The sequence below is a fragment of the Mucilaginibacter sp. P4_C11 genome (assembly GCF_056402115.1).
The window spans coordinates 65,195-77,504 of record NZ_JBFUIA010000024.1; the positions used below are offsets into that span (position 1 = coordinate 65,195).

Below are 12,310 nucleotides of genomic sequence, written 5' to 3' on the forward strand. Positions count from 1 at the left end.
GCTTACTTTATAGGATTGACACATTTTAAACCCGTAACCTTATCAAAATCAGAAACATTTCGTGTGTATAAAGTCAGGCCATTAACTAATGCTGTAGCAGCAATAATACTATCGCCCAACTTCAATCGATGAGATTTTCGAATCTGTATTGCGCAGTCAAATATTTCGGTCGAGGGGGCGATAATGGTGATAACGTCAAATATGTCAAGAAAATATTTTTCATCGTCTTTTTTCAAACCGTGAAATCCAAGGATCTCAACCCTTGATATTTCAGAAATACAGGAAAACTCATTAGTGATAGTCTCCCGTAAGTATTGATACTCAGATAAAAAAGAATAAATGAGAATATTGCTGTCGATTAATGAAATCATGATTAGGAAAACGGCAGATCACGATCCTCTCGCTGTTCGTTTTGCCAAGCTACAGCATCACCAAAGGGAGAGGGTGTTGACGCTTTAAAGTTTAAAATCCTTTCTTTTATAGCAGCTTTGTCGTTGCTATTACTGTCTGCATCTTTTTTTTCAACAATAACATTCAGCCTTTTCGCCAAAGCTATAATCTTAGCAATGCTTTGTTCATTATTAGATTTTAGTATCAGTTCCATGATTTTTTCTATTAGCCTCATTCAAAAATACAATTATTCAAACCCGATTACAAATGATTACTTTGCTATTCAATAAAAACAAGTTATAAAAGCGTAGTCGCCCAACTAAAAAATATTTCAAACCCCATGCAACCATTTGCCGCAGGTTACCATCTTACTTTTAAATGATGTTTTTGGAACCTAAATATACTATCGAACAATTGGTTGAACGCTGCAAAGCGGGCGAACGTAAGGCACAGGAATTGTTATACAAACAATTGGCGGGTAAAATGCTGGCCGTGTGTATGCGCTACGCTACTGATAGAATGGAGGCTGAAGACATGCTGCAAAACGGGTTTATAAAAGTATTTGGCAAAATGGCTGATTACCGGGCAGATGGATCATTTGAAGGTTGGGTAAGGCGCATCATGGTACACAGTTCTATTGAATACTATCGCAAGCACCACAAAATGATGCAGGTGGTTGATATAGACGAAGCAGGCACAGAGCCATCGGTTAACCCGATAGCTGCCGCCAATCTTGATGCCAAAGTGCTGATGGGGCTGATACAGCAACTGGCACCGGGTTACCGCATCGTATTTAACCTGTATGCTTTAGAAGGGTATGCACACAAAGAAATTGCCGAAATTGTAGGCATCACCGAAGGGGCATCAAAATCGCAGCTATCAAGGGCGAGAACGATATTAAAAGAACAAATTGCAAAAATGGAGAGCAAAAGCTATGGATATGCAGGATAAGGATTTGGACAAGCTATTTCAATCGGCATTAAACGACTACGAGATAGAACCATCTGCAAACGTGTGGACAGGGATTGCCGGCGAATTGGATGCAGGCAAACGCAAAAAGGTATGGCTGCCATACCTGAGTATTGCCGCAGCAGCGGTTTTAATGATAACCGCCGGTGTTTTATTTATCCCTAAAGAAGTAAAAACAATCAAAAAAGATGGGCTGGCAGGTGTCAGCCATCCGATACAACCAAAAACGGTTGCCGGGCCGATCCAGGCAACACAGCCCGAAACTGCTGCCGGTAAACAGCCCAAGGAAGCGGCGGCGGCCCCGGCTAACACTTTAGCGGCTATCAGCATACACAAACAGAATAAAAAAGCGGTTACAACAGCCCGGGTTACAGCCGCGCCTGCCAGGGATATTGCAAAGCCCGACGATCAGCAGCCGGTATTAGCATCGGCAACTAACAAGCAGGAAGTAAAAGTTACTGTACAGCCAGATACAGTTACCAGGATATTCCAAAAACATATTGACGAAACGCCGGCTTTTGCAAGTATTAAATCGCCCGTTGCCCCAACAGAAGTGGCAACTATTAAGCCAGCAACGCCGGCAAAAAAGCATAAGATCCGCAGTTTGGGCGATGTGTTTAATGTAATGATTGCCGCTGTTGATAAGCGCAAAGATAAGATCATTGAATTTAGCAATACCGATGAGGACGATGCCACCATTACCGGTGTAAACCTGGGCATCATTAAAGTAAAAAAAGAAAAATAAAATCTAAAGAAAAAATATATACCCGATAATATGAAACGCTTAATTTTAACGGCAATGCTATGCGTTGCAGCAAGCTACGGCTTTGCCCAAACCACCACAACTACCACAACCACTATAGTCGACTCGACCAAAACCGGTACAGATACCACTATTGTAACCAAAAAACATATCAAAGTTAAATTAGGGCTTGGTCGCGATGTGCCCTATGTATCTCCATATAGCAACGACAGCACAAAGGTACAAAGGACAAAAGCCCCCGGTTTTTCTTTCGGCATTACCTTTTCAAGGATCGACCTTGGCTTTGCTACCCTGGTTGACAACGGCAGCTTTACTTTATCTGAAAAAAATAAGTTCCTCAGTTATCGCCAGGCCAAAACAGCCAACTTTGGTTTTGATGTGGTGCAGTTTGGTTACCGTTTTAACAGCGCCTTTAAAATATATGTTTCGGGTGGGTTTGATTGGACCAACATTCGCCTGCGCCAGGATATTACCATACAACGTAATGCGCCTGTGTTAACTTTTTTGCCGGATAGCATCCACTTCAGCAAAAACCGTTTTTCGTCAAGCTATCTGCGCATCCCTTTATCATTCTACTATCGCAGTCATGAGGATAGCCGTGGTAACTACTTCCGCCTGGTTGTTGGGCCCGAGGTTGGCATCCTGCTCAACGGACGCGTAAAACAAATAAGCGAAGAACGCGGCAAGCAAAAATTTGATGACGATTACCATTTTGCCAAACTGCGCAAAGGCGCATTCATCCGCATGGGCTACGGCATCATGGGCATCTACGCCAAATACTATTTTAACGATATGTTTGAAAACAGCCCCGCCCAGGAAGGGTTGAGGAACTTCAGCTTCGGGTTGACGCTGGGATTTTAATGAAGTGGTGAGTGGTTGATTAAGTTGGATTGGGTTGATTAGGTTAGAATGAGTTAATTGAGTTAAAATAGGGTTATCAGGTAATATATTTATCCAGGATAATCAACTACTCAACCCAATCAACCACTTACTTAATCAACTTAATCCTACTATCTTTGCATTAATGTCAGACATCCCTTTTTTGCAGGCTATTGCAGTAAGTAAAATATATCCCGGTAAACAGGCGGCCGGTGTTAAAACTACAAATATCTCTATCCAACCCGGAAAAATAACGGCTATTATTGGCGAAAGCGGAAGCGGGAAAAGCACGCTGCTGCGATTATTATACGGTCTGCTTTCTCCTGATGAAGGCATTGTTAAGTTTAAAGGCGACCGCATTTGGGGTCCCGAAGAAAAACTGATTCCCGGCCACGATGCCATGAAAATGGTTACCCAACATACCGACGACCTGAACCTGTTTGCCAAAGTTTGGGATAACGTAGCGGCCATGCTGCCGGCAACCGACCTAAAGGCAAAAAAGGAAAAAACCGAGCAAATTTTAACACAGCTTAACATGCTCCACATGGCCGACAAACGGGTGGCCGACCTGAGTGGCGGCGAGAAGCAGCGCGTAGCCATTGCAAGGGCCATAATTACCCGCCCGCAGGTTTTATTACTGGATGAGCCGTTTAACCAGGTAGATACCTCCTTCAGGGAGGGTTTGCAACAGGACATCAGGCAAATTGTAAAAGAGCTTGGTATTACGGTGATCATGGTATCGCATGACCCGGCCGAGGTGCTATCTATGGCCGATGAACTGGTAGTGATAAAAAATGGTCAGATTGTGGAGCAAGGGCATCCAAAAATGTTGTATCAACACCCGCAGCATTTGTATACCGCCCAACTGTTAAGTAACTGTAATGTACTTAGCGCTGCCGACGCGCAGATTTGCGGTATCGAAACCATAAAAGAACATGTGGTAATTTATCCCGACTGGATAAGGATCAAACTGATCTCATCAACCAAAAGCTGGACAATAAAACAAATCCTTTTCCGTGGTTTTTATGAAGACCTGATACTCGAAAAAGAGGGCGTACTGCTCCGCGTATCAAACGGAGAACCCGATAGTTACAAAGAAGGAGATATGGTATCAGTTAGGTTTTGGAAGTGGCTGGAGTATTAGTGAACATCATGTGAGTCATCATATTCAGTAAATCGTTCCTGAAGCTGGATCCATTTCTTTTTGTCGGCAGCTGACCAAATCTCCGTTTTTTCCCAAATGCTACCATCGGGCCAAATTAGCCTTCCCTTTATTGCCCTATATTTTAAATCGTACACATCGTCAACATTTTTGAATGCCCACAATTTCCATTTTGTAATTTTAAAACTCCAATAAAGCCAGGCTCCCGTAAACCCCAATATAAAAACAATCAACGCTATCCACTGAGGAAAAGCGGAAAATGTTGTCAAATAATACGCAACGCCAAATCCGACTATCTGTATTGCGAAAACAGGGTAATTTATCATGCGTTGACCCTTTTTTTAACGCTTCATCAACAGTAACGGCTTCAGACATTGCTTAACAAGATTTATAGGCATCAAGTTAGCAATATCCTCGCTAAACTTAAACCACCACTTCAAAAAATTTACATTTACGGAATGTGATAAGAATACCTATCAGCGAAAGAAAAAGATAGGTAAAGGTATACAAATACGTAATTTGGGCCGGTGTGCCTCCGATGGCAAGCGTCATCATCAGTAAAAACCCCACAGGAATTGCCAAAACTGCAATAATTATAGGCACCAACATAAAAAAGTAAATGTTAATCCTTGTTAAAGTAAAGTAGTAGATAAAGTTAAACAGATAAGTTAAGCCTGTGCAGATGAATATATTCCATTCAAAATCGTCGCCCTTATGGTGGATAAACAACTCAAAACAATTGGCCCAAAAAAAGGCGAAGCCAGTCATTAAAGCGATGTAGGCGATAACCTCAAGAATGATCTTGTTTTTCAGCGACATAAATACAATTATACAATCGTATTTAAATATAAAAGAAATGCTTTTAGCTTATCGAAATTAATGGAAATCAATTCTCATTAATCAATATATCTTTAGCCATAATCATGGGCACGCTGATATATTTTTTCTCCATGTAGTTAATCACTTTTTCCAGGATATCGCGCGATTGCTGATCCATACTTTGTACTTCATCAGCAAAAACAGAATTGATGGCCGTGTTGCGGATCTCTTTTATCTTCTCGGGCACCTGGCGCATGGCCACTTCAATGCGGCGTTGTTTCAGTTGGGTTAAAAACTCGGCTATATTTTGTTCAATAATACCTTCGGCGTGTACCAGTTCGTGGTAGCGCTCCTGCAGGTTACGTTTGGCAACCTCGTTTAATGAATGTACTTCGATAAAGTTAACTGGAAATTGTTCTAAAACTTCGGGAGCGGTATCGTTAGGGATGGCCAAATCAACGATGGTTTTTTTGCCGGTTTCGCCATTAAGCAGCGATTGATAAATTTCGGTAGTGATGATAGGTTCAACTGCCGATGTGCAGGTGATAATGGCGTCGAAGCCTTTGTTGTATGTCTTAAGCGCCTCCAGGTCAAATGCCTCACCGTTTAAGTCTTTGGCCAGTTCAGCCGCCTTTGAAACAGTACGGTTAAAAACCGCGAAGTTGCTGAACTTATGCTTTTGAAGGTATTTAGATAAATTGCGGTTGGTTTCGCCGGCCCCGATAATCAATACACGGGCGTTTGAGCAAAGGTTTAAATCTTTAAGCTTACGATAAGCTAACGAGACAACCGAAATAGGATTTTTTGAAATATTGGTATGCGTATAAACTTCCTTGGCTGTTTTAACCACACAATTCATGATCATGCGCAGTCCATCGCCGGTAAGGCCTGCTTCTTTGCAGTGTTCGTAGGCTTTGCGTAGCTGGGCCAGTATCTCCTTTTCGCCAACTATCAAACTCTCTAACGAGCATGAAGTACGCAGCAGGTGTACCATAGCTTCCTGGTCTTCATAAATAGAAGCGCCATCCATGAAAGTGCTCAGGGAGTTTTCACACAGCTCGGTGTTAAAAGCTTCAATAAAACGTTTGGCAAAGTTCTTATCAACTACCTGTGGGGTAGTCATAACAAATTCCACACGGTTACATGTAGCCAGATAGAATATTTCCGGTATTCCAAATTGAGTTTTAACCTGTTGAAGCTTTTCAGTTAGATTTTCCTGGCAAACCACCAATCTTCCTATTTCCTTCAGTTCAATCTGTTTGTGTGTAAAAGCAATAACCTTTAAATACTTCAAAGCAGTTTTAAATTTGACCGAACAAAAATATCACTATATATGCGATGCAATGTCAACACTTTGTCAAACAGAAGTATTTAGAATGGTTATAAATTAGCCAAAATGACCGAAAAACCACATAAAAACTGCTCAAAACAATACATGGCAAAATTATGTATATTGAACAAATGCATTTATTAAAAAAGGTTAGCCTGTTCATACTGGTGGTTGGTTATGCATTTGCGGGCATAAATCATTTCATAAACCCCGAATCCTACATCCATATCATTCCGCATTATATACCCTTCCCGGTTTTAATGAACATTATTGCCGGGATAGCAGAAATATCATTTGCGCTTATGCTGATATGGCCCAAAACAAGGCATTGGACGGTATATGGTATTATGCTGATGCTGGCTGCGTTTTTACCGGTTCATATCCAAATGCTTATTGATGCGCCTTTTAAATTAGGTAACATAACCGTAACACCACTTTTTGCCTGGGGACGCTTAATTTTACAACCGGTATTGATGCTGTGGGTTTGGTGGCACCGCAAAAATTAACATCAAAGGCTTATCTTAAGGACAAAACAAATCACCGGGTTTTTTATTTAAGGATACAGCATCTTAAAAGTATAATATGGATTTGCAAAGTGTTGAAATGCGTAACCTGGAAGTACAGGATTACCAGGAACTAAAAAAATCGATGAAATCGGCATACATGGATATGGACGAGGATTATTGGGACGCCAATTCCATTAAGAAGCTCATCAAAATATTCCCCGAAGGGCAAATTTGTGTAACCGTGAACGATGTGGTGGTAGGTTGCGCGTTGGCCATCATTGTCGATTATCAAAAATTTGGCGATAACCATACCTACAAACAAATTACCGGCGATAGTACATTTAAAACCCATACCGATAAGGGCGATGTTTTATACGGAATAGATGTATTTATCCATCCAAAATACCGCGGCTTGCGCCTGGCCCGCCGCCTTTATGATGCCCGCAAAGCCCTGTGCGAAAAGCTGAACCTGAAAAGCATTATTGCAGGTGGCCGCATACCCAATTATCAAAAATTCCAGAACGATCTTACCCCCCGCCAGTATATTGATAAGGTAAAATATAAGGAGATATATGACCCTACCCTATCCTTCCAGTTGGCAAATGATTTTCACGTACGTAAAGTGTTGCGCAATTACCTGCCCGAGGATAGCCGCAGCAAGGGATTTGCTACGCTGATAGAGTGGAACAATGTGTATTACGAGGAAATAAGCACTGCTATTAACCAAAAAACTGTAGTGCGTATTGGCCTGGTACAGTGGCAGATGCGCCCGTACAATAACATTAGCGAACTGTTAAAACATGCCGAATATTTTGTAGATGCGGTAAGCGATTACCAGGCAGATTTTATACTGTTCCCCGAGTTATTCGGCACTCCATTGATGGCCGATTACAACCACATGGACAGTGCCAAAGCCATGCGCGAACTGGCCAAATATACCCAGCCCATCATCGAAGAATTTTCAAAGCTGGCGGTATCATACAATGTAAACATTGTAGCAGGCAGTATGCCTACCATTTTTGAAGATTCGTTATACAATGTATCGTACCTGTTCAGGCGCAATGGCAGCATGGAAGAGGTTTATAAAATTCACCCTACCCCATCCGAGATCAGTTCATGGGGTATTCGTGGCGGCGACGAGGTTAGAGTATTTGAAACCGACGCCGGCAAAATAGGCATCCTGATTTGTTACGATGTGGAGTTCCCGGAGTTATCGCGGATACTGGCCAGCCAGGACATGCAGATCCTGTTTGTACCATTTTTAACCGATACCCAAAACGGCTATAACCGGGTTAAGTTTTGCTCGCAGGCGCGGGCCGTCGAAAATGAATGTTATGTGGCCATAGCGGGCTGCGTGGGCAACCTGCCCAATGTAAATAATATGGGCATCAGCTACGCACAGTCGGCGGTATTTACGCCGTCGGATTTTGGCTTCCCTACCAACGGAATTCAATCTGAAGCCACGCCAAACAGCGAGATGATTGTAATAGCCGACGTAGACCTTTCACTACTGGATGAACTGCATGAATACGGCAGCGTACAAAATTTGAAAGACCGCCGGACCGATTTGTATAATATTACTTTTAACGGGAAAAAAGTATAGTTTTAACCCCATGATCCGTAAAGATAATTATACACTCCCCGGCGCTAAAGGCCGGCCCATGCTGATAGACGTAACTTACAATGACGCTTTTAAAAACGCGCCTGTAGTTATCTTTGCACATGGCTTTAAAGGTTTTAAAGACTGGGGAACGCATAATTTAGTGGCCGGCTACTTTGCCAATGCCGGGTTTAAATACCTTAAATTCAATTTTTCGCACAATGGCACTACACCCGACAGCCCGCTTGATTTTACCGACCTGATAGCTTTTAGCGATAATACATTTTCGATAGAGTTGGAAGATTTGGATACCATTATTGATTTTGCCTGCAGCGGATCGGGCATGGCAGCGGCCAGTGGGGTTTACCTTATTGGCCACAGCATGGGCGGCGGTATCAGCATCATTAAATCGGCAGAGGATAGCCGGATAAAAAAGCTGGTTACCATGGCGTCTATATCAAGCTTTTATAACCTTTGGCCCGAAGAAATAGAAATACAATGGCGTTTGCAGGGCATTATTTACATGCCCAATAAACGTACAGGCCAACAAATGCCCTTAAAATCTACCCTGCTGGGCGATTTGGATAAGCATCCTAAACGCCTGGATATATTGGCACAGGCAGTAAAAGTTAAGCAGCCCTGGCTATTGATGCACGGCGATGCAGATCCCACCGTTCCGTTAAGCCATGCCGAAGAATTGTATGCAGCACATCCCGATGCTGAGTTTTTTATTTTGCCTGCCTGCGACCATACTTTTGGCGGTGTCCATCCTTATTTAAGCGATGTTTTGCCTGCATCGCTAATTGCATTTTGCGATACAACAATATCATTTTTAAGTAAATAAAACCGGCAGCAACAATCTATCGTAACTTTTTTGTGTTAAAGTTATCACACCCCGTATAAGTACTATTATTGTTTCCATGAGTTTAGAAGGATCCCGCAAAAAGGCAAAAAAATACATCAACGTTATCCCTACCGACGAGGCAGGTTTTGGAAAAATGATTCCCATTTTACGCGAGTATATGGGCAATAAAGCCGAGAACTCTCCAAAAAAACCGATAGGTCCGTTTAAAACCGACGTTACAATTTATAACGACGCGCCGGAAAGCGGCCTGCGCATTACCTGGGTTGGCCACTCCAGCATATTGATTGAAATAGATGGCAAACGTATCCTTACCGACCCGGTTTGGGGCGATAGGGCGTCATTTTCCAAATATTTTGGGCCGAAGCGCTTTTTTAAACCGGCCGTTGCATTACAAGATTTGCCACCACTGGATGCGGTGCTGCTTTCGCATGACCATTACGACCACCTGGATAAGGATACGATTAAATTTTTTGCAGGAACCGATATCCCTTTTTACTGTTCGGTTGGTGTAGGCCAATATCTTGAAAAATGGGGCATATTTAAGAATTTTGTATTTGAGATGGATTGGGGCGATAGCGTGTTGATAGGGAACCAGGTTGTTGTTACCTCTACCCCATCAAGGCATTTTTCGGGCCGGGGCGTGGTAAACCGTAACGAAACGCTTTGGGCAAGCTTTGTAATAAAAGGCCCAAAACATAATATTTATTTTGGAGCCGACTCTGGCTGGTCGCCCAGTTTTGCAGAGATTGGCAAGGCCTTTGGCCCGTTTGATTTAACGATGCTTGAGGTAGGCGCCTACGGCAAATACTGGCCGGATATCCATATGGGTCCCGATCATGCTACAAATGCCCACATAGCCCTAAAAGGCAAGCTCATGATGCCTATACACTACGGCACGTTTAACCTGGCGCCACACGCCTGGTACGAGCCGGTTGAACGTTTGGAAAAATTTGCCAAAGATAAAAAGATAGACCTTTTTGTACCCGAACCGGGTAAGCCCACCGAAGTTAAAGGCCCTTATAATTCGGCCTGGTGGAAAAAGTTTATGTAGCACCCAGGAAAGCGATTTAAAAATTCAAACAAAAGCTGGTTTTACGAAACCGGCTTTTGAGGTTTATAGCCCGTCGGTACGTCGCTAATTCAGGGATCTATCCAATATATTTTTCTTGAACAAACTGCAAAATTCATCTTCCATATCGTAACTTCATGCAACAAACAACCAGGTTATGCTTCACCCCGCCGATATCCTACATACGCTTGATCACAGCAATGCTATTAGTTATAACTATTTCATAACGCTAAGCCACCCGTATATTTTCCTTATCGACAGCAGGCTGAACATCTTCCGTGGAGATAATGACGAGTGGGCAGTAGCAGCCGAAGTACTTGGTTACAATCCGAGGGGTACATATATCACTTCCGAACTTTTTTACTTTGGCAACTGCCTTATCAACCTTGAAAACTACGATGGCCATTCTGTTAATACCTATAGGAATTATCCCATCGACGATAAATCTTTTGACTCAACCACCGACATTGAAGCACTGCTCCCGGATGCCGACTTCTGGATTGTACGAGGCGAAAAAGTTCCGCTTTCATTCAACAAGGCAGATTACGATAAAGCAGGGATAACCCTGGCCGAATACGAGCCCGATGAAATACAAATAATAGAGGCCGCACGTTTGGCAGTAATTGATCACGCCCACCTTTTTAGGGCTACTGATGAGGAGCTATACAAATCAATCCCGCCCGGTCTTAAAAAAATATTGGTGCTTGATGAGTGGTACCATAAAGAGTTTACCCAAACGCGGTCTCCTTTTGACTCTGCCGAAAGGCTTAGCATGTTCGATCTCACGCAGGAATTTATTCAAAACATGATCAGGGAGCATCAGGAAAAAACAGCCCGGTTTAATATGGAAGAGTGGGAAAATAACCGCCCCGGCAGTTACGAAACATGGCAACAATTGGCGGCAGTAATTGCTACCGGCGATATTTCTTTATACCAACCAACCATCGCACCAAATTCGCATTGGAAAAACTGGCCGGAATCCGGCGCCCTGTAAGGCTATATACCTGTCATCATCTACAAATTGTATAGGCACATGCGCTTGCAGTTTTGCCAGCTTATTAAGCTATATTTAGCTCCATTAAACACCTGGCAATATCCAATTACCTATGCAAGCTACAACTATTGACGAAATTATAACACAACTGGAAACCATCATTGCCGATGCCATACAAACCGGCAGCCGGGCCGGGTATTTTGCTGCCCTGTACCACAAAGTAACCTGTAAAGTAAAGGAGGGAATATTGGCCGGCGAGTTTGAGGATGGCAAAAGAATGGAGCAACTGGATGTTACTTTTGCAAGCCGATATATTACGGCCTATCGTCAATGGCAGCAAAAACAGCAGCCCTCGGCATCGTGGGCGCTTGCTTTCGGCATATTTGATAAACCCCGAAAAATGGTACTGCAACACTTGCTTATCGGCATGAACGCGCATATTAACCTTGATTTGGGTATTGCAGTTGTTGAAACCGCGCAGGCTTTTAACCAACCACTGGCCCAGGTGCATAACGATTTTAATGCCATTAACACCATTTTATCTGCCCTCACTTATGAGGTTATTACCGAGCTAAACCAGGTATCCCCATTAATGTCCTTAGCCGGTTTGCACGCGCAGAACAACTCCATCCTTATTCAATTTGCGCTTGGCAACGCCCGCGACGGCGCCTGGTGTTTTGCCGAAGAGCTTTACACACGAACAGGGCAGGATTACATTAACCAGATAACCAGCCGCGATGCCGATATCAACAAACTTGGCCTGGGCATTGTAGCCCCGGTAGGTTTGTTAAGCTTTACGGTTTGGATAATCCATTTATTTGAGTGGAGAAATCCATCAAAAATAACCACCGTACTAAATGAGTATAAAAAGGCTTATTTGAAAGTGAACTGATTGTTAAGGTAAATGACTTATCGTCTGTAATTTCCCGCAATACGCAGCTGCAACAAATTCCTTATCTTTGCG

15 protein-coding genes are annotated in these 12,310 nt (G+C 42.9%); 10 read left to right on the forward strand and 5 right to left on the reverse strand.

Translation table 11 applies throughout. The features are described from left to right. Positions 1-2: 2 nt before the first annotated feature. Together AC1DU2_RS21045 and AC1DU2_RS21050 are read right to left on the reverse strand one after the other, a co-directional pair. The gene (locus AC1DU2_RS21045; protein ID WP_477386611.1) at positions 3-371 is read right to left on the reverse strand and encodes a type II toxin-antitoxin system VapC family toxin; all 369 of its coding nucleotides are present in this window, start codon (positions 369-371) and stop codon (positions 3-5) included. A gap of 2 nt (positions 372-373) precedes the next feature. After that, the gene (locus tag AC1DU2_RS21050) at positions 374-604 is read right to left on the reverse strand and encodes a hypothetical protein (protein ID WP_477358958.1); all 231 of its coding nucleotides are present in this window, start codon (positions 602-604) and stop codon (positions 374-376) included. A 167-nt stretch (positions 605-771) separates the two neighbouring features. Between AC1DU2_RS21050 and AC1DU2_RS21055 the strand changes: the two genes are divergently transcribed. From AC1DU2_RS21055 to AC1DU2_RS21070, 4 genes are all read left to right on the forward strand, one after another. Then, on the forward strand, positions 772-1,341 hold the full coding sequence (locus tag AC1DU2_RS21055; RefSeq protein WP_477386698.1) for an RNA polymerase sigma factor: 570 nt from the start codon (positions 772-774) through the stop codon (positions 1,339-1,341). Further along, entirely contained in the window at positions 1,301-2,104 is an 804-nt protein-coding gene (locus AC1DU2_RS21060) for a hypothetical protein (protein ID WP_477386613.1), read from the forward strand. The genes AC1DU2_RS21055 and AC1DU2_RS21060 overlap by 41 nt, the downstream gene beginning before the upstream one ends. 30 nt (positions 2,105-2,134) lie before the next feature. After that, on the forward strand, positions 2,135-2,983 hold the full coding sequence (locus AC1DU2_RS21065; protein WP_477358949.1) for an outer membrane beta-barrel protein: 849 nt from the start codon (positions 2,135-2,137) through the stop codon (positions 2,981-2,983). Between the two features lie 163 nt (positions 2,984-3,146). After that, positions 3,147-4,145: an ABC transporter ATP-binding protein gene (locus AC1DU2_RS21070; RefSeq protein ID WP_477386615.1), complete on the forward strand. Its 999-nt coding sequence runs from the start codon at positions 3,147-3,149 to the stop codon at positions 4,143-4,145. Here AC1DU2_RS21070 and AC1DU2_RS21075 read toward each other — a convergent pair. The 3 genes from AC1DU2_RS21075 to hemA form a co-directional block, all read right to left on the reverse strand. Beyond that, entirely contained in the window at positions 4,142-4,489 is a 348-nt protein-coding gene (locus AC1DU2_RS21075; protein ID WP_477386617.1) for a hypothetical protein, read from the reverse strand. The two genes, AC1DU2_RS21070 and AC1DU2_RS21075, sit on opposite strands and share 4 nt — an antisense overlap. Positions 4,490-4,586: 97 nt before the next feature. Continuing rightward, the gene (locus AC1DU2_RS21080; protein WP_477386619.1) at positions 4,587-4,982 is read right to left on the reverse strand and encodes a hypothetical protein; all 396 of its coding nucleotides are present in this window, start codon (positions 4,980-4,982) and stop codon (positions 4,587-4,589) included. A 67-nt stretch (positions 4,983-5,049) separates the two neighbouring features. After that, positions 5,050-6,276 carry a glutamyl-tRNA reductase gene (gene hemA / locus AC1DU2_RS21085; protein WP_477358943.1) on the reverse strand — a complete coding sequence of 409 codons (1,227 nt, stop codon included), beginning with the start codon at positions 6,274-6,276 and terminating at the stop codon, positions 5,050-5,052. Positions 6,277-6,443: 167 nt separating this feature from the next. Between hemA and AC1DU2_RS21090 the strand changes: the two genes are divergently transcribed. From AC1DU2_RS21090 to AC1DU2_RS21115, 6 genes are all read left to right on the forward strand, one after another. Further along, positions 6,444-6,818, forward strand: coding sequence for a DoxX family protein (locus AC1DU2_RS21090; protein WP_477386621.1), 375 nt, complete (start codon positions 6,444-6,446; stop codon positions 6,816-6,818). Positions 6,819-6,894: 76 nt separating this feature from the next. Then, the gene (locus tag AC1DU2_RS21095) at positions 6,895-8,421 is read left to right on the forward strand and encodes a GNAT family N-acetyltransferase (protein WP_477386623.1); all 1,527 of its coding nucleotides are present in this window, start codon (positions 6,895-6,897) and stop codon (positions 8,419-8,421) included. A gap of 10 nt (positions 8,422-8,431) precedes the next feature. Then, a complete protein-coding gene (locus tag AC1DU2_RS21100) occupies positions 8,432-9,262 on the forward strand; it encodes an alpha/beta hydrolase family protein (RefSeq protein WP_477386625.1) in 831 nt (276 codons plus the stop codon). 76 nt (positions 9,263-9,338) lie between these two features. Next, a complete protein-coding gene (locus AC1DU2_RS21105) occupies positions 9,339-10,334 on the forward strand; it encodes an MBL fold metallo-hydrolase (RefSeq protein ID WP_477358931.1) in 996 nt (331 codons plus the stop codon). Positions 10,335-10,509: 175 nt separating this feature from the next. Then, the gene (locus tag AC1DU2_RS21110) at positions 10,510-11,346 is read left to right on the forward strand and encodes a DUF7003 family protein (RefSeq protein ID WP_477386627.1); all 837 of its coding nucleotides are present in this window, start codon (positions 10,510-10,512) and stop codon (positions 11,344-11,346) included. A gap of 112 nt (positions 11,347-11,458) precedes the next feature. Further along, positions 11,459-12,238 carry a DUF5995 family protein gene (locus tag AC1DU2_RS21115; protein ID WP_477386629.1) on the forward strand — a complete coding sequence of 260 codons (780 nt, stop codon included), beginning with the start codon at positions 11,459-11,461 and terminating at the stop codon, positions 12,236-12,238. The last annotated feature ends 72 nt before the right edge of the window (positions 12,239-12,310 follow it).

Coding starts and splice junctions, on each gene's coding strand:
- AC1DU2_RS21110 (WP_477386627.1), top strand. CDS start 10,510: ATGCTTCACCCCGCCGATATCCTACATACGCTTGATCACAGCAATGCT.
- AC1DU2_RS21065 (WP_477358949.1), top strand. CDS start 2,135: ATGAAACGCTTAATTTTAACGGCAATGCTATGCGTTGCAGCAAGCTAC.
- AC1DU2_RS21095 (WP_477386623.1), top strand. CDS start 6,895: ATGGATTTGCAAAGTGTTGAAATGCGTAACCTGGAAGTACAGGATTAC.
- AC1DU2_RS21105 (WP_477358931.1), top strand. CDS start 9,339: ATGAGTTTAGAAGGATCCCGCAAAAAGGCAAAAAAATACATCAACGTT.
- AC1DU2_RS21075 (WP_477386617.1), bottom strand. CDS start 4,489: ATGATAAATTACCCTGTTTTCGCAATACAGATAGTCGGATTTGGCGTT.
- AC1DU2_RS21115 (WP_477386629.1), top strand. CDS start 11,459: ATGCAAGCTACAACTATTGACGAAATTATAACACAACTGGAAACCATC.
- AC1DU2_RS21055 (WP_477386698.1), top strand. CDS start 772: ATGTTTTTGGAACCTAAATATACTATCGAACAATTGGTTGAACGCTGC.
- AC1DU2_RS21050 (WP_477358958.1), bottom strand. CDS start 604: ATGGAACTGATACTAAAATCTAATAATGAACAAAGCATTGCTAAGATT.
- AC1DU2_RS21070 (WP_477386615.1), top strand. CDS start 3,147: ATGTCAGACATCCCTTTTTTGCAGGCTATTGCAGTAAGTAAAATATAT.
- AC1DU2_RS21090 (WP_477386621.1), top strand. CDS start 6,444: ATGCATTTATTAAAAAAGGTTAGCCTGTTCATACTGGTGGTTGGTTAT.
- AC1DU2_RS21045 (WP_477386611.1), bottom strand. CDS start 371: ATGATTTCATTAATCGACAGCAATATTCTCATTTATTCTTTTTTATCT.
- AC1DU2_RS21100 (WP_477386625.1), top strand. CDS start 8,432: ATGATCCGTAAAGATAATTATACACTCCCCGGCGCTAAAGGCCGGCCC.
- AC1DU2_RS21080 (WP_477386619.1), bottom strand. CDS start 4,982: ATGTCGCTGAAAAACAAGATCATTCTTGAGGTTATCGCCTACATCGCT.